Annotated in this window: 13 protein-coding genes; 8 read left to right on the top strand and 5 right to left on the bottom strand. The window is 68.5% G+C overall.

The window, feature by feature from the left end; translation table 11 throughout:
* Positions 1-14 precede the first annotated feature (14 nt).
* A complete protein-coding gene (locus CXY77_RS14520; RefSeq protein WP_104130337.1) occupies positions 15-1,481 on the bottom strand; it encodes an NAD(P)/FAD-dependent oxidoreductase in 1,467 nt (488 codons plus the stop codon).
* A gap of 435 nt (positions 1,482-1,916) precedes the next feature.
* Positions 1,917-3,095 (bottom strand): acyl-CoA dehydrogenase family protein, encoded by a 1,179-nt coding sequence (locus CXY77_RS14515; RefSeq protein ID WP_104130336.1) that lies wholly within the window; start codon positions 3,093-3,095, stop codon positions 1,917-1,919.
* A 125-nt stretch (positions 3,096-3,220) separates the two neighbouring features.
* Between CXY77_RS14515 and manA the strand changes: the two genes are divergently transcribed.
* Positions 3,221-4,501, top strand: coding sequence for a mannose-6-phosphate isomerase, class I (manA, locus tag CXY77_RS14510; protein WP_104130335.1), 1,281 nt, complete (start codon positions 3,221-3,223; stop codon positions 4,499-4,501).
* A 190-nt stretch (positions 4,502-4,691) separates the two neighbouring features.
* Here the strand turns inward: manA and CXY77_RS14505 are convergent, their stop codons facing one another.
* Complete coding sequence (locus tag CXY77_RS14505) at positions 4,692-5,648, bottom strand: GlxA family transcriptional regulator (RefSeq protein ID WP_104130334.1); 957 nt, start codon at positions 5,646-5,648, stop codon at positions 4,692-4,694.
* Positions 5,649-5,740: 92 nt separating this feature from the next.
* Here CXY77_RS14505 and CXY77_RS20195 point away from each other — a divergent pair, with 92 nt between their 5' ends.
* The 7 genes from CXY77_RS20195 to CXY77_RS14475 all read left to right on the top strand — a co-directional run bounded on the left by CXY77_RS20195 (position 5,741) and on the right by CXY77_RS14475 (position 14,748).
* Positions 5,741-5,881 (top strand): hypothetical protein, encoded by a 141-nt coding sequence (locus CXY77_RS20195; protein ID WP_158252843.1) that lies wholly within the window; start codon positions 5,741-5,743, stop codon positions 5,879-5,881.
* Positions 5,882-5,927: 46 nt separating this feature from the next.
* The gene (gene galE, locus CXY77_RS14500) at positions 5,928-6,893 is read left to right on the top strand and encodes a UDP-glucose 4-epimerase GalE (RefSeq protein WP_104130333.1); all 966 of its coding nucleotides are present in this window, start codon (positions 5,928-5,930) and stop codon (positions 6,891-6,893) included.
* A 215-nt stretch (positions 6,894-7,108) separates the two neighbouring features.
* A complete protein-coding gene (locus CXY77_RS14495) occupies positions 7,109-7,426 on the top strand; it encodes a WhiB family transcriptional regulator (RefSeq protein ID WP_092342011.1) in 318 nt (105 codons plus the stop codon).
* A 172-nt stretch (positions 7,427-7,598) separates the two neighbouring features.
* Positions 7,599-10,706: a glycosyltransferase family 2 protein gene (locus tag CXY77_RS14490; RefSeq protein ID WP_104130332.1), complete on the top strand. Its 3,108-nt coding sequence runs from the start codon at positions 7,599-7,601 to the stop codon at positions 10,704-10,706.
* Complete coding sequence (locus tag CXY77_RS14485) at positions 10,696-12,153, top strand: DUF5719 family protein (RefSeq protein WP_104130331.1); 1,458 nt, start codon at positions 10,696-10,698, stop codon at positions 12,151-12,153. Before CXY77_RS14490 ends, CXY77_RS14485 begins: the two co-directional genes overlap by 11 nt.
* A 281-nt stretch (positions 12,154-12,434) precedes the next feature.
* Positions 12,435-13,400: an MTAP family purine nucleoside phosphorylase gene (locus tag CXY77_RS14480; protein WP_369831307.1), complete on the top strand. Its 966-nt coding sequence runs from the start codon at positions 12,435-12,437 to the stop codon at positions 13,398-13,400.
* A 112-nt stretch (positions 13,401-13,512) separates the two neighbouring features.
* Positions 13,513-14,748: an NAD(P)-dependent oxidoreductase gene (locus CXY77_RS14475; RefSeq protein WP_104130330.1), complete on the top strand. Its 1,236-nt coding sequence runs from the start codon at positions 13,513-13,515 to the stop codon at positions 14,746-14,748.
* 207 nt (positions 14,749-14,955) lie between these two features.
* Here CXY77_RS14475 and CXY77_RS14470 read toward each other — a convergent pair whose 3' ends face one another.
* Positions 14,956-16,107 (bottom strand): sensor histidine kinase KdpD, encoded by a 1,152-nt coding sequence (locus CXY77_RS14470; protein WP_233197431.1) that lies wholly within the window; start codon positions 16,105-16,107, stop codon positions 14,956-14,958.
* 103 nt (positions 16,108-16,210) lie between these two features.
* Entirely contained in the window at positions 16,211-16,990 is a 780-nt protein-coding gene (locus tag CXY77_RS14465) for a response regulator transcription factor (RefSeq protein WP_104130329.1), read from the bottom strand.
* Positions 16,991-17,116 lie beyond the last annotated feature (126 nt).

Genomic DNA, 17,116 nt, shown 5'->3' with positions numbered 1-17,116 from the left:
CCGCTCTCGCGGACCTATTGGGCGGTGGGAGAGAGGTCGGGCGGTTTCACGATGTTGTATTCGTGGGCCAGGGCGCTCAGGGCTGCGCGGTAGCCGCACATTCCGTGCACGCCGGGGCCGGGCGCGGTCGACGATGAGCACAGGTAGACGCCGTCGAGCGGGGTGCGCCACGGGTCGGGCGAGAGCACGGGACGGCGCACGAGTTGGGCCAGGCTGATGGCTCCGGCCGCGATGTCGCCGCCGATGTGATTGGGATTGTGGTTCTGCATCTGCGCGGCGGTCTGGCTGGCCGTGGCGAGAATGGTGTCGCGAAACCCCGGGGCGAAGCGTTCGATCTGGCGGGTGATCTGCTCGGTCTGGTCGCGGGTGGAGCCCGCCGGCACGTGGGTGTAGGCCCAGAGCACGTGCTTGCCCTCCGGGGCGCGGCTGGGGTCGATGATGCTCGGCTGGCTCGCGAGCACGTAGGGGGAGTCGGAGTGCTGCCCGCGGGCGACCAAGTTCTCGGCGCGGGCCTGGTCGGCGCGGGTTCCGCCCACATGCAGTGTCGGCGCTCGCCGCAGGTCGTCGGCGCTCCACGGCACCGGTTCATTCAGGGCGAAATCCACCTTGGCGACGGCGTTGCCATAACGAAACCGGCTGAGGGTCGTGGTGTACCGGTCGGGCAGTGCCCCGGCGGCCAGCTCGATGAGCGCCCGGGGCGTCACGTCGAGCAGCACGATTCGGGCCGGTGGCAGGTCTGTGAGCTTGTGGATGTCAGCATCCGTTATTATTTCGCCGCCGTGCGCGAGCAGGTCGTCGGCGAGGGCCTGAACGATGGCGCCGCTTCCGCCGGTGGGGATGGGCCAGCCCCCGGCGTGCGCGTGTGCGGCGAGAACGAGGCCGGCGCCGGCGGTTGACGGGCTCGGCAGCCGCCCGATCGAGTGGGCGAACGTTCCGGTGAGCAGCGCCGGGGCGGTGTCGCCGGTGAAGCGCCAGTTCCAGGCAGGGCCGCCCTGCTCAAGGGTGCGCAGCCCGAACCGGGCCAGCGTGAGCGGATGCCGCGGCACCCGCAGCAGCGAGTCCCCGGTGAGTTCGGCGACTTCTGAGATGTTATCGACGAGGGGATTCAGCAGCTGAAGCCAGGCCGGGCCGTCGCGGCCGAGGCCGGCCGCGGTGCGCTCGATGTCATGCCAGGCCACGCCGGCGCGGCCGCCGGGCAGCGGATGCCCGTAGGAGATCTCGGGCACAGTGAGTTCGATGCGGTCTTTGAGACCGAACTTCTGAAAGAACTCGGAGGCCAGCGCGAGTGGGTGCACGGCGCTGCCCACGTCGTGGTGGAACCCGGGCAGGGTGAGCTCGGCGGTTGCCGCCCCGCCGCCGATCTGCGCGTTGCGCTCGTAGACGCGCACCCTGAGGCCGGCGCGGGCGAGGGTGACGGCGGCGGCGAGTCCGTTCGGGCCGGATCCGACGACTATCGCGTCAAGCCCCTGGTCGGTCGTCACGCGCGGCCGTGCTCGTCAAGTCTCATTCCGACACCGTAGCCCGGGGGTGTGGTTGTCGCACAGTACACGGCCGGTTTTGGGGGCGGGTGCCTAAGAATCTGCAGCCCTACTCGAGGCGGTGTTCACAACTGCGGAGATGTTCCCGCGAATGCGTGGAATCCGGCTATGACGACCCGGTTCGTGCGAAATCTCCGCAGTTATGAACGGCACTCCGGGTAGAGATCGCGGGAGCGGGGTCGCAGGCCATCCGTTTGGGTACGTAACGCCGGGGATCTGCGACACGCCGCGCCAAACGGATCGCGGCAGAGCGTGCGGCCGGGGTCGTTCTTTCTGGGGGCACCCCGTCTGGGGCTGCCGTTACAGCACATGCCGCCGGTATGTTTACACATCGACGTGTGGCCCGCCCCCGGGCCACACGTCACCCGCGCCGAAAGCTCAGACGAAGGCGGCCTGGCCGGTGATGGTGCGGCCCACGATGAGGGTGTTCATCTCTTGGGTGCCCTCGTAGGAGTAGATGGCCTCGGCGTCGGCGAAGTGCCGGGCCACGTTGTACTCGAGGGTGACGCCGTTGCCGCCGAACAGCTCGCGGCACCAGGCCACACTTTCGCGCATGCGGCTGGTCGTGTAGGCCTTGGTGAGTGCGGAGTGCTCGTCGCGCTGCACGCCCTCGTCTTGCAGCTGCGACACCCGCACGACCATGCCGAGGCTCGCGGTGATGTTGCCGAGGCTTTTGACCAGCAGGTCCTGCACGAGCTGGTGCCCGCCGATCGGCTTGCCGAACTGTTCGCGCTCGTGCGCGTAGGCGACGGCGGCGTCGTAAGCCCCGATGGCGTTGCCGACGGCCGCCCAGGAGACCTCGGCGCGCGTGGCCCGCAACACCTTGGCGGTGTCCTTGAACGAGTTGGCATTCTGCAGGCGCAGGCGCTCGGGAACCACCACGTCGGTCAGGGTGATGTCCGCGTTCTGCACCGCGCGCAGGCTGATCTTGCCCTCGATCTTGGTGGCCGCATAGCCGGCGGTATCGGTGGGAACGAGGAACCCCAACACCTGGTTGTCGGCGGTGTTCTTGGCCCAGATGATTGTTATGTCGCTGAACGTGGCGTTGCCGATCCAGCGCTTGGCGCCGTTCAGGGTCCAGTTGTCGCCGCTGCGAGTGGCCGTGGTGCGCAGGCCCCGTGCGCTGTCCGAACCGCTGAGCGGCTCGGTCAGCCCGAACGCTCCAATGATGTCGCCCGAGGCCAGCTGCGGAATCCACTCGGCCCGCTGCTCGTCCGACCCGCAGGCTTCGAGCGACCCGGCCGCCAGGCCGTTCTGCACGCCGACAAAGGTGGCGACGGATGCATCCACTCGCGCCAGTTCCAGCGCCACGAATCCCCGAAACACCGCCGAATTCGCAAACGGCTTCGTGGACTCCCAGCCGAAGGAGTACATGCCGAGCTCAGCGAGCGGCTTGATGATCTGGGTGGGGAATTCGGCGCGGTCCCAGCATCCGTTTGCGATCGGCCGTACCTCTTTTTCGAGGTAGGCGCGCAGTTTGACGATGGCCGTCTGTTCGGGCTCGGTGAGAAGGTTTTCGTAGCCGAAGAAGTCGCTGCCGAGTAGCTCAAAGGTCATGGATGCTCCGTTGCAAGATGGGCGGTCGACGCGCGACCGGTGCGGTTTGGTCAGCCTAGGGTCGTTGGCTGAATGCTCGAAGTCGGTTGGTAGTTTGGTCTAAACACTTTGAGAAGGAGCCGAACATGTTTGTGGGCATCACCAACGCGCCGCGCAATTACGCCTGGGGGTCCACGCACGCGATCGCCGACCTGCTGGGTCGCACGCCGTCGGGGGGTCCGGAGGCGGAGTTGTGGCTGGGGGCCCATGCCGGTTCGCCGTCGGTAATCGAGGATCCGTCGCAAATCGGTGGGTCTTCGAACCTCGCCGAATGGATCGCTGCGGCGCCCGAGGTGGCGCTCGGCGCTGGCTGGGCGACGCGGCAAGCGGATGCCCCGCGCCTCCCCTTTCTGCTGAAAATTCTGGCCGCCGGACGCCCTCTATCGCTGCAGGCGCACCCCACGACAGAGCAGGCCCGCGCCGGATTCGAGCTCGAAAACGAGGCCGGAATCGCCGTCGACGCCGGCAACCGCAACTACCGTGACCCGTTCCACAAGCCCGAACTCATTTTTGCCCTGAGCGACACGTTCGAAGCGCTCTGCGGATTCCGCCCGCTGCCCGAGGTGCGCGGCATCATCGCCGAGCTGCGCCTGCTCGACCTCGCGACCGAGAACCCGCAAGCCGCGGCCATCGACTCGCTCGAGAATCACCTGGCCGGGGGGCTGCGCGACACCGTCGACTGGCTGCTGCGCGACGGTCGCGGCGGCGACTCCGGCGAGGTGGAATGGCTGGTCGAGCGGGTGGTCGCGCTCGCCGCGCACGCCGAGTTCCTGGCCGCGGGCGGAGCGGCCATCGGCTATGCCCGCGAGCTCGCGACGGTGCGCGCGCTCGCCGCCGAGTACCCGGGCGACCCCGGAATCGTGCTGGCCCTGCTCCTCAACCGGGTGTCTTTGAAACGCGGCGAGGTGTTGTATCTGCCGGCCGGCAACATCCACGCGTATCTGTCGGGACTCGGAGTGGAGCTGATGGCCGCCTCCGACAACGTGCTGCGCGGCGGGCTCACCCCGAAGCACATCGATATCGAGGAGCTGCTCGCGGTGCTCGACTTCGAGGCGGTGACGGCGCCGTACCTCGCGCCGGTCGCGCTCGCGGAGGGCGTCTCGGTGTATCGCCCCGGGGTGCCTGATTTTGAGCTCGTGCACATTGAAGCGGATGCTGCCGCCGCATCGGCGACACCCGTCACCATGCGACAGATCACCCTCACCGGCCCGGCCATTGCGATCTGCACGGCCGGCGGGTTTCTGGTCGCGGGGGCGGCATCCTCTCGCCCGTTGAAGCGCGGACAGGCCGTGTACGTCACACCCGACGAGGGCACGCTGACCTTCGCGGGCACCGGCGAGGTCTTTCTGGCGATGTCCGGCGCCTAGCCCGGGGACTGCCGCCCCCCGCAGTTCGCCGCCGCGGCCGCAGGTTTTCGCCGCGCTCGAGTTGCGCCACTGCGTGGGAGGCACAACGCGAGCGCACTGGCGCAAGTCCCGCGCGGCGCGTTGCGCTGGAGTTCTGGCCAGACTGGCACTCCCGCGCACTGGCGCAAGTCCCACGCAGGGCGCAGCGCGGCTAGCCGACCTTGCGGGGGCCGAAGGCCCGGCGGTAGGCGGTCGGGGTGGTCTGCAGAACCTGCAAAAAATGGTGGCGCATCACGGCGGCCGCGCCGAAGCCGGTGTCGGCGGCGATCTCTTCGAGGCTGCGGGAGCTGTCTTCGAGCAGTTCCTGTGCGCGCAACAGTCGCTGCCGGTTGAGCCAGCGAGTCGGCGTGGTGCCGAGCTCAGCGCGAAACCGGCGGGCGAAGGTGCGCGGTGACATGAGCGACTTGCGGGCGAGCAGGTCGACCGGTAGTTCCTGGTCGAGGTGGCGCAGCATCCACTCGGTGACGGCGGCGAAGGATTCGTCCTGGCAGTCCACGACCGGGGCTTCGATGTACTGCGACTGGCCGCCGTCGCGTTGCGGCGGCACGACCATGCGGCGGGCGATGATATTGGCGGCCGTGGCGCCGAGCTCGGTGCGCACGATGTGCAGTGCGGCGTCGATGCCGGCGGCGGTGCCGGCGCCGGTGACGACGTGGTTGTCGTCAACGAAGAGCACGTCGGGGTCGACGGTGGCCTGGGGGAACGATCGGGCGAGGGCGTCGGTGTACATCCAGTGGGTGGTGCTGCGGCGTCCGTCGAGGATGCCGGCGTGGGCGAGCACGAAGGCGCCGCTGCAGACGCTGAGTACCCAGGCGCCGCGGGCTTCGGCGTCGCGCACGACCTGGAGCACGCGGGGGTCGATGGGTGCGCCGGACTCGTAGCCGGGAATGGCGATCAGGTCGGCATCGGCGGCGGCTGACAGGTCGTCATGCACGACGATGTCGAAGCCGATCTTGGTGCGGATCGGTCCGGGTTCGGCGGCCACAACGTGGAAGTCGAAGGCTGGCCCGCCCTGGGCGCTGCGGTCGATGCCGAACACCTCGCAGATCACGCCGAATTCGAACGGCGCCAGACCCGGGAGGGTGACGCAGACGATTTTCTGGAGCATGGGCATCCTCTCGTCAAGGTTGGCAGAAATGTGTCGAACGGTGTCAATGCTGCCACTCGCGGCAGAAAAGCACAATACATAGAGTTTCTGCCATGTTCATCTTTATGCTCCTCCTCATCGTCCTTGCGGTCGCGGGTATTGCTGCCACGATCCGCTCCCTGTACCTCGACGGCTACGGCCAGAAAACTCCCCACGTGACCGACGAATATGACGCTCTGATTCGCTGGCGCTAGCCTGTAGCGGTGGCGCATCGAGTGCCACGCGAACGAGCGGAGCCTCATGGCGTGGTTGGTAACCGGCGGGGCGGGCTATATCGGCTCGCATGTGGTGCGTGCTTTCCAGGCTGAAGGCCTTGACGTGGTCGTGCTCGATGATCTCTCGAGTGGACACGAGTCGTTCGTGCCGGCCGACGTGCCGTTCATTCGGGCCAACGTGCTCGATGGCGAAACCGTGTTGCATGCCTTCCACGAGCATCACGTGCACGGAGTCGTTCATGTGGCCGGCTTCAAGTACGCCGGCGTCTCGGTGCAGCGCCCGTTGCACACCTACGAGCAGAACGTGACGGCAACCGCCACGCTGCTCGCCGCCATGAGCTCGGCCGAGATCGATCGCATTGTGTTCTCCTCGAGCGCCGCTGTCTATGGCACGCCGCACACCGACCTGGTCACCGAGGAGACGCCGAAGAGCCCGGAGTCGCCGTACGGCGAATCCAAGCTGATCGGCGAGTGGCTGCTGCGCGACCAGGCCGTGGCGACCGGTCTGCGCCACACCTCGCTGCGTTATTTCAACGTGGTCGGCTCCGGTGACGTGTCACTGCGTGACACCAGTCCGCACAACCTCTTTCCCCTGGTCTTTGCGGCCCTGCTCGACGGCCGCACGCCGCGCATCAACGGCGATGACTATGCCACGCCCGACGGCACCTGCGTGCGCGACTACATTCACGTGGCCGACCTCGCGCTCTCCCATGTGGCTGCGGCTCGCCGCCTCGATGCCGGCGACGCAATCGAACCTGTCTACAACCTGGGCAGCGGCGATGGCGTCTCGGTCGGCGAGATCATGGCGACGGTGCGCCGGGTCACCGGCATCGACTTCGAGCCCGAGATCGGTCCGCGCCGCGCCGGCGACCCGGATCGCATCGTGGCCTCCGGCGCGCTCGCCGCCCGCGACCTGCGCTGGAGCATGCGTCACACCCTGGAGCAGATGGTGCAGAGCGCCTGGGATTCCTCGCGCGCCGCCGCGCACTGAGCTCAGCGACACGCCGGTCGGGCCAACGATCGTGCTACGTTCGCGACGTTGTTTTGAGCCCGCGTACCCCCCGAATGCCGATTTTGCCGTCATCGGCGCGTCGCAACCCTCCAGCCCGTATTGAGGGTTTACGATCTGCGACTTGACGTTAGCGAATTACACCGGTGTAATTAGGTGCAGCACCAAACGGTGCGTAGCGAGCGCTGGGAGACGATATGGCTATACCTGACTATCGTTCCGGAGTACCAGAGGACTGGTTCGTTGACCCCGTCACCCTCGGTGTCCCGGGCGTACGACAAGATCTCGGCGACGAGAACCTTCTGGCCTGGCAGGCCGACTCGCTCTGCGCCCAGACCGACCCCGAGGCGTTCTTCCCCGAAAAAGGCGGCTCCACCCGCGACGCCAAGAAGATCTGCTCCGGCTGCGAGGTGCGCAACCAGTGCCTCGAATACGCGCTCAGCAACGACGAGCGGTTCGGCATCTGGGGCGGACTCTCCGAGCGCGAACGCCGCAAACTGCGAAAGCGCGCCTAACTCCTTCGGCGCTCGCAAGCAAATGCCGGCAGGCGAGCCGCTCCACGGACCGACGAGACCCGGTCTCTGAGAGGATGGCGCCGCATCCGCTTCGCTATTGCGTCGTCAATATTTGAGGCGCGCCCTCTCGGTTCAGGGCCGCGGGCCGATCCCGACCTAGGCTGGTTCTGTTATGCAACCCAGAGTCACCGCCATCCTTGTCGCCCGAAACGGCGCGAAACACCTTGAGCGAACTCTCAAGGCGCTGTCGCTGCAGACCCGTAAACCCGACATTGTCATCACCGTGGACTGCGGTTCGAGCGATGCGACCGCAAAGATGCTCGCCGAATTCGGGCCGACGCAGTTCATTGCCGCCGACACCGATCTGAACTTTGGTCAGGCGATCGCCGCCGCAGTGCGCGTGAGCGCGCCGCCCACGCACGACCGCGAGCTGCTCTGGCTGCTCGCCCAGGACAGCGCGCCCGACCCGACCGCCCTCGAGGTGCTCGTCGACGCGCTCGAGATCGCCCCTTCGGTAGCAGTCGCCGGACCGAAGGTCATGGAATGGATCGCCGGCGAATATATCCACAATTTCGGCGAGTCGATGACGCCGACCGGCGCCACCGTCACCCTGGTCGAGAGTGAACTCGACCAGGGCCAGCACGACGGCCTGAGCGACGTGCTCGCCGTCAGCGCCGGCGGCCTGCTCGTGCGCCACACGGTGTGGGAGCAGCTCGGCGGGTTCGATCCGGCCCTGCCGACAGTGGATGATTCCCTCGACTTCTGCGTGCGTGTGCGGCTCGCCGGGTACCGCGTGTCGGTCGTTCCGGCGGCCCGCGTCGCCTCGGCCGGTGACGGCGTCGCCGGGCCCAACCAGTCCTCGCGGGGGCGCCTCCGCCGTCGCCGCGTGCGCGCGGAACGTTCAGCGCAGCTGCACCGCCGGCTGGTCTACGCGCCCGCCGGAGCCCTGGTTTTTCACTGGCTGTCGCTGCTGCCGCTGGCTTTTGTGCGCTCGCTCGGGCAACTGCTGCGCAAGGAACCCGGCGCGATCGTGGGCGAATTCGCGGCCGCGTTCGGCGCCGCGTTCAACGGAATGCGCGTCGGCAACGCCCGCCGCTCCTTTGCGAAAACGCGCACGCTCGGTTGGGATGCCATCTCCACGCTGCGGGTTCCCTCGAATGAGGTGCGCCGGCGACACTCGCTCAAGCGCGAGGCGAGCCTGTTCGGCCTGCACGGCGAACGCCCCGAGATTCGATTCTTCTCCGGCGGCGGCGCCTGGACCATGCTCGCCGCTGCGGTCGTGGGCATCATCATGATGGTGCCGCTGCTCGGCGCCGACACCCTCACCGGCGGCGGGCTGCTGCCGCTGTCTCCGACCCTGCCCGAACTGTGGGCGAGTGTCGGCTTCGGCTGGCGCGACCTGGGGCTCGGCTTCGTCGGCGCCGCCGATCCGTTCGCCGCGGTTGTGGCCGTGCTCGGCTCGATTGCGTTCTGGTCGCCGTCGTTTGCTTTCGTATTGGTCTACGCGCTCGCCTTTCCCCTCGCCGCCGTTGGCGCCTGGATGGCCGCGACCCGGCTGACCGACCGCGGCAGCCTGCGCGCCCTGGCCGCCGCGCTCTGGGTGCTGGCCCCGACCTTTCTGATCGCCCTCGCCGACGCACGTCCGGCCGCGATTCTGGTGCACCTGCTGCTGCCGTGGCTGTTCTTCGCCTGGTTCGCCGCCGCGCGCACCTGGTCGGCATCGGCATCCGCTGCCCTGCTGTTCGCGGCCGTCGTCGCCTGCGCGCCCTCGCTCGCCCCGGCCCTGCTCGTGGTTTGGGCGCTCAGCGTGGCCCTGGCCGGCCGCCGAGTGATGCGCTTCATCGGTATTCCGCTGCCGGCGCTCGCGCTGGCCCTGCCCCTGCTGGTCAACCAGGGACTGCGCGGTGACTGGCTGAACCTCGTCGCCGACCCGGGCCTGCCCGTGCCGAGCGGCCAGGCTCCTACCCTGCAACTTCTGCTCGGACTGCCCGGAACCGACGGCTGGGCCGGCGTGCTCGACCGCTTCGGCGTCGAGGGCCTGGACCCGCAGCTGTTCGTACCGATTCTGCTCGCGCCCCTCGCCGTGCTCGCCCTGCTCGCGCTGCTGCTGCCCGGCGCGCGCCTCGCCGGCGGCGCCTGGCTCGTTGCGCTGCTCGGCTTCGGCACCGCCCTCGCCGTCAACCAGCTCGTTCTCGCCGCGATCGGCGCCGAACCGGTGCGCGTCTGGACCGGCAGCGGCCTCAGTCTGTACTGGCTCGGACTAGTCGGCGCCCTGGTGATCAGCCTGCGCTCCCTGCACCGCTTCGCATCGACGCCCGGTGTGGTCGCCGCGCTCGCCCTGGCCGTGGTCGTGCTGCCGCTGGTCGCCTCGCTGCACCTCGGCACCGCCGCCGTGCGCGAGGGAACCGGGCAGACCCAGCCGGCCTTCGTCGCCGCCGAGGCCCAGATCGACAACCGGGTCGGCACGCTCAAGCTCACCCCGCAGGCTGACGGCGGGCTGCTCGCCACGATCGAGCGCGGTATCGGCGCCACACTGAACCAGCAATCCACCCTGGACAGCACCGATGCGACTCTCAGTACCCGCGAGAAAGCGCTCGCGGAGCTCGCCGGCAACCTGGCCTCGCACAGCGGACTCGACACCAACGCTGACCTGGCCGAGTTCGGCATCCGCTTTATTGTGCTGCAGCCCGGCGATACCGGCGTCGACGCGGCCGACACCGCGCTGCGCACCGAAACCGCCCTCGACGGCAACTCGAGCCTGGCCCCGGTCGGCGATACCGAGTTCGGCCGCCTTTGGCAGTTCGGCGAAACGGATGCTGCCGCCTCGACCCCGATACCGGCTCGCGCCGGCGGCGTTTTCGGCCTGGTGACCCTGCTCATTGCCTTCGCCGTGGTGGGCAGCGCCGTTCTGCTGTCGCTGCCGATCGGCGCCGGGCGCGAAGCCGTGCGCCAGGCCAACCGCGACGCGATTCGTCGGGCCGCCCGTGCCGACGCCAAACAGAAGCCCAAGCGCGTGCGGCGGTCGAAGGGTGCTGTGTCATCCGATCGTGACGAGGAGTTGGAGGTGCCGCTCGGCACCGATCTCGAAGCCGACCTCGCGATCGACCGGGAGACCGGCGTCGGAACCGGGTTGGAATCGGACGACGGGTTCGCCGACGACGATGCTGCGGCCGAACCAGCTGTTGCCGACCCGGCCGTTGCCTCAGGGGCTGGCACGCCTGGCGTCTCTGGCGTCGGCCCGGCTGCCAACGACCGACCGAAGGACGACAATGCCAGATAAAAGCCAACTCGCCCGCATCGGCGGCCGGGCCGGACGCGGTGTGCTCGGCCTCGTCGGCATCGCTGTCGTCGTCGCGACGCTCGGCGCGGCCACCCTCGTGACGCTGCCGACCGTTGAACGCAACCCGCAGTCCAGCGAGATCGCGCCGCTGCCCAGTGAGCAGCAGCGGGTCTGCCCCGGACCACTGCTGACCCTGGCCGAGGACTCGACGAAGGCGCAGTCCGCGTCGAGTGTGGGAGCGGCATCCGCTGTGTATGGAGCGGTTGAGGCTTCATCGCTGGAACAGATTCGGCCGCAGGTGACCGAGATCACCGCGGTCGATGATTCGAACAGCCGGCAGCCGCCGTTGCTGCTGACCGTTCCCGTGCAGGATGGCGCGACCGTTCCGCCTCTCGTGGCCGGAAGTCAGTCGCAGGTCGCCGCCACCGACACCATTGGCGGGCTCGCCGTCGCCGCCTGCGCCGAAGCGGTCAGCGACAGCTGGATCGTGGGCGGCTCGACCGATATCGGGCGTACCAGCCTGCTGCTGCTCGGCAACCCGACCTCCGTACTTGCGACCGTCAACGTGACGGTCTACGGCGAGAGCGGACTCGTGGACGCACCCGGCGCGAGCGGCATCCTGGTGCAGCCGGGCGAGCAGCGGGTCATCTCGCTAGCCGGACTCGCGCCGAACGTGAAATCGCCGGTTCTGCACGTCTCCTCGCGCGGCGGGCAGGTTGCCGCGTCGCTGGAGCAGAGCAGCATTCGCGGCATCGAACCGGGCGGAGTCGAGATCATCGGTACCACCGCGACCCCCGCCACCAACCAGATCATTGCCGGCGTACGCGTCACGGCGGCCGTCAGCGAGGAGACGGTGACGACGGGCGAGGGGTTCAACGCCGACACCGCGTCGATTCGGGTGTTCGTGCCGGGTGATGCGGCGGCGACCGTGCAGATCGGCGTGACGAGCGCCGACGGGTCAGGTTCCGGCACGTCGACCCAGGTGGATGTCGAGCCCGGCATCGCCACCGAAATTCCGCTCGCGCCGCTGGCCGTTGGCAGCTTCTCGGTGCAGTTGCGCTCCGACGAGCCGATCGTCGCGGCCGCCCGCACCGCCACTGACAGCACCGGCGGTAAGGACTTCGGCTGGTTCTCGGCGTCGGCGCCGCTCAAGGGCCCCTTCGTGGTGGCCGTGGCCGACGGCCCGTCGCCGACGCTGCACCTCGTCAACAGTGGGGCAGCGGATGCCTCGCTCACCCTCACCCCCGCCGCTGGCACCCCGGTAGACCTCACGGTGGGCGCCGGGGCCAGCGCCACGGTGCCGCTTCAAAGCGGAGAGCGCTACGTGGTGAGTGGCGGGTCTGAACTCTGGGCGCTCGTGGATTACTCCGGCGACGGGGTGCTGTCGTCGTTCGCGCTGAACCCGCCCGGGCCGCTCGCGTCGTCGATTCGCGTCTACACGCACTAGCTGTCTGTGCAACCGGGACCGGTCCCGGAAACCGGGCCCATGTTCTAGCGTGGTCCCAGCGACCGGTCCCGGTCCCGGAAACAGGCTCGGACCTTGGGCCGAGTTCGAAGTCCGTGTCGGGCGCCCATTTTCTGGTCGGGGCCCGGGCCCCGTCCCTGGGCCCAGCTTATAAACTGGGCCCGTGGACGGGGCCTGGGCCCCGACCGCGTAGGCGGTCTGCGCGGGCACGCAGGTTTCGATGGCACACTGAACACTCGACTTTTAAACGCTGGGAGCCGCTTGTGACGTTTGACCCGACTGCCGACCAATTGGCTGCGCCCTCGGCCGAATCGCTGCCCGAACCTCTGGTCGACCCGACGGCGCGTGCCGAGTTTGCCGTCATCGGCGGATCCGGACTCTACGAACTCATCGACCCGGCCGGCGCCGTAACGCACCAGGTACACACGCCCTACGGAACCACGCCCGTCACGATCGGCCTGCGAGCCGGTCGCCGGGTCGCGTTTCTGCCCCGGCACGGCAGCGGTCACAGCGTCGCCCCGCACCTGATCAACTACCGCGCGAATGTCTGGGCGCTGGCCTCGATCGGCGTGCGGGCGATCATTTCGTCTTCGGCGGTCGGGGGAGTCACGCCGGAGTATGCGCCCGGGCTGCTCGTGGTCACCGACCAGTTCATCGACCGCACGACTGGACGTCCCGACACGTTCTACGACCGGGAATCGGTGCAGCATCTCTCCGCCGCCGACCCGTTCGATCCGCTGCTGCGCGGGTACGCCGTGAACGCCCTCGAAGAGCTGGGCGAGAACTTCGCCCCCACCGGAACGGTCGTCGTCATTCAGGGCCCGCGGTTTTCGACCCGGGCGGAGTCAGTCTGGTTCCGCTCGATCGGCGCCCACATCGTCAATATGACCGCCTACCCCGAAATCGTGCTGGCCGGGGAGCTCAACCTGGGCACTGTGAACCTTTCCTTCGTGACGGATGCCGACGCCGGGCTCGCGCCGGTGCTCGCAGCGGATGCCGGGGACGCCGAGACCGCCGCCCGTGATGTAACCTCCCTCGAAACGGATGCCGTGACCGCCTCGGTCGTGTTCCGGCGCCTGCGCGACGCCCAGCCGCGTATTCTGGCCGCGATCGACGGCATCCTGCGAGCTCTGCCGACTGACTTCGCTCCGCGTGAGCTCATCGACCCGGCCCAGGTCGCCGCCGTACTCGCTCGTGCCGTGGTGTCTGACCCGGATGCGCTGGCGTGAACATGGATCGCTCGGCGCGCGGTGCGTTTCAGCGGGTCGCCGGCGGATCGACGGGAAACGCGGAGCGCCACCCTGGTGCCGGCTGCGTCAGCACCGTCAAGCGGGACCAGCCATGACCGGCGAACACCTGCTGATCACTGGCGGAGCGGGCTTCATCGGATCCGCGATCGTCGACGCCGCCCTCGCCCGCGGCTATCAGGTGCGCGTACTGGACTCACTGCGCGCCGACGTGCACGGGCCTGCGCCGGCACTCGTGTCCGAGCCCGAGCGAGCGTCCGCGGCCGACCGCGAGCCAAGGTCCGAGGTTGAGTCCGCGCCTGAATCCGCGTCCCCTATCTTTCCGGGCCCGGGCCCGGAAAGCGGGCCCATGAGAGAATCTGGGCCCAGCTTCCGGGCCGGGAACGCACGCCCGGCGGGCCTGGACCCACGGGTGGAGTTCCTGCTCGGCGACGTGACCAACCCGGACACCGTCGCCCGCGCCCTCGAAGACATCGACGTGGTCTGCCATCAGGCGGCCAAAGTGGGACTCGGCGTCGACTTTGCCGACGCCCCCGACTACGTGCACAGCAACGAGGTGGGAACGGCGGTATTGCTGGCCGCGATGGCCGAGCGGGGCATCCGCCGTCTGGTTCTGGCGTCATCCATGGTGGTCTACGGGGAGGGCAGCTATCGCGGCCCGAACGGTTTCACCCGGCCAGGCCCGCGCCTCGCGAGCGACCTCGACGCCGGGCGCTTCGACCCGCGCGACCCGGAGACGGGCCAGGCGCTCGAGCCCGTTCTGGTGAGCGAAACCGACCCGCTCGACCCGCGCAACGTCTACGCGAGCAGCAAACTCGGTCAGGAATATCTCGCCACGGCCTGGGCTCGCTCGACCGGCGGGCAGGTCGCCGCCCTGCGCTACCACAACGTCTACGGACCGGGCATGCCGCAGAACACGCCCTACGCGGGGGTCGCCTCCCTGTTTCGTTCGGCGATCGAGCGCGGTGAGGCTCCGCGGGTGTACGAAGACGGCCGGCAGCGCCGCGACTTCGTGCACGTGCGTGATGTGGCCGCCGCCAACATTTCCGCGCTGGAATTCACGGCCCATTCCGATTCCGGAATATTCCGCCCGTTCAACGTTGGCAGCGGAATCGTGCACACCATTGGCGATATGGCGACCGCCCTTGCCGCGGCGGCCGGTGGCCTCACCCCGATCGTGACCGGGCAGTACCGGCTCGGCGACGTGCGACACATTACGGCGTCCTCCGAGCGATTGCGCACGGAACTCGGTTGGTCCGCCCAGGTCTCCTTCGAAGACGGCATGCGCGAGTTCGCCACGGCCCCTCTGCGTGCTGCCGTGTGTCCCTGACCCAGCCCACGGGGCTATTCCGGTCGCCACAGACACCTGTGGGAGTGGCGAAAACGGCGTAACTCCTGCAAATTCTCGGCGGCCCCGCGCGGAAGCGCGGAATTCCAGCCAACTTTCCGGGCACCTTCTGCAAATTGCAGGAGTCATGCCCTGGGAAGTGATTGAACCCTGAAGAGAGACCGGGAGATGCTTTGGCCTGCCGACCGATCAGGCCAGCGGATGCTGCGGCAACAGCATCTCAAACCGGCATCCGTTCCCCACATTGGTCACCGTCACCTGCCCAGCATGAGCTCGCACGATGCCCTCGACGATCGCGAGCCCCAACCCGGCGCCGCCGCTCTGACCGGCGCCGGTTCCCCAGGCGGACACGGTCCGCGGTTCACTCGCTCGCCAGCCAGCCTCGAACACCCGACCGAGATCCTGCTCCGGAATCCCGCCGGCCGCATCCACAACCGAAATCACAGCCCTGCCGTCGACGTGCCGGGTGACCGAGACGACGATGGCGCTGTCGGCCGGAGAATACTGAATGGCGTTCATGACCAGGTTGCCGACCGCGCGGGCGAGCTCCCGGGCATCCGCTTGGAGGGTGACACCGCGTTCACCCTCGAAGCGCAGGTCGAGCGATTTGCCGAGGGCGACCGGCGCGAGATCTGCGACGGTGTCGCTGATCAGGTCATACAGGGCCACCCGTTCAAAGTTGAGTTGCAGCGCCCCGGCGTGGATCTTGGACAGCTCGAACAGGTCGTCGACCATGCCGCTGAGCCGGTCGACCTGCCCGCGAATCTGCGCGTAATACCGCTGTGGGTCGGGAGCCATGCCGTCTTCGAGGGCCTCGGCCATGGCGCGGATGCCAGCGAGGGGCGTGCGCAGGTCGTGCGAGATCCACGCCACGATTTCGCGACGCGACGACTCGATGCGCTCCTCCCGCTGGCGGGATTCGGTCAGCCGATCGGCCGTCGCGGCCAACTCCCCGGCGAGCGAGGCGAACTCCGTCGATGTATGCCGATCCGGAGATATAACAGATTCGCCCCGACCGATGCTTGCCGCAGCAGCCCGAAAGTACTGGTTGTCGCGAACCAGCGACCGCCCCAAAACAGAGGCCATGACGAGCGACACGATTCCGGCGACGGCGGCTACCGAGTAGAACACGTTCAGGTCGTGCTCCGACAGGTACATGAGCGACGCCACCGCGGAGGTTCCGCTGACCACCGACACGACGGTCGCGAACGCGACGACGACCACCTGCATCACGAGCGACCCCCGCGACAGCAGCCGCAGGGTGAGCAGGGCGAGTGCTCCCACAACCAGCGCGCAACCGAGCGCGATGCCGGCCACGGTCGCAAAGACGCCAGCGGTCACGGTGTGCCACCCGCTAAACGGATGCCGCGGGCCGGCCAAGCCCCGGTGCCTCCCGCGAGCCTCGAATACCAGACCACCGTGGTGACGACCTCGCCCGGCGCGCTCATCCCGCGCTCCTCGATGCGTCGTTAGCGGGCATCGAACCGGCCCCAAGCGGCACCGGATCGAACCGGTATCCGACCCCCCACACGGTATTCACGAGCAGCGGATGCGCCGGGTCGGCTTCGACCTTCTCCCGCAACCGCCGCACGTGCACGGTCACGGTGGACAGGTCCCCGAATTCCCAGCCCCAGACCGAACGCAGCAACTCCTCGCGGGTCAGCACCCGCGACGGCCGCCAGATCAGATAGGCGAGCAGGTCGAATTCCCGGCTCGTGAGCATGAGCGGCTTGTCGCGCAACCGAATCTCGTGTGCGGCGAGGTTGAGCGAGAATTCGCCGGCGTCGAGGATCCCCTCCGGAATGGATTCGGTGCCGCTCCGCCGCAATACTGACTGCACCCGCAGCACCAGCTCGCGCGGAGAGAACGGCTTCACCAGGTAGTCGTCCGCGCCCGCTTCGAGCCCTTCGATGCGGTGTTCCTCCTCGCCGAGCGCCGTCAGCATGATCACCGGAAGCGCGCCCCAGTTCACGCGGATGCGGCGACACACTTCGATGCCATCGAGCAGCGGAAGCATGCGGTCGAGCACAATAAGGTCGGGCTGCGCGAGTTCGGCCTGGCGCAGGCCGGCAAGCCCGTCCACGGTTTCATCCACGACGAATCCGGCGGCGCGCAGGTATCGCCCGACCACCTCGGATACCGTCGGGTCGTCCTCGATCAGGAGCACGCGACGGCCGGCGAGGGCATCCGCTCGGGGCGGCGCAAAATATTGGGAGGGAGACACCCCCTCAGACTAGGCGTGCACACCCCATACCGCGCGGGGCGCGCGCACCCACCTGTCGGTCGGTCCAGCGGATGCCCCGCCTCACGCCGTCCGCCCAACCGGACGGGGCCCGGGCCTCGTCCACGG

This window comes from Cryobacterium sp. N21, assembly GCF_002929575.1.
Lineage (GTDB): Bacteria > Actinomycetota > Actinomycetes > Actinomycetales > Microbacteriaceae > Cryobacterium > Cryobacterium flavum.
Note: the sequence above shows the minus strand (reverse complement) of the source record. Positions and strands in the feature narration are given on the sequence as shown.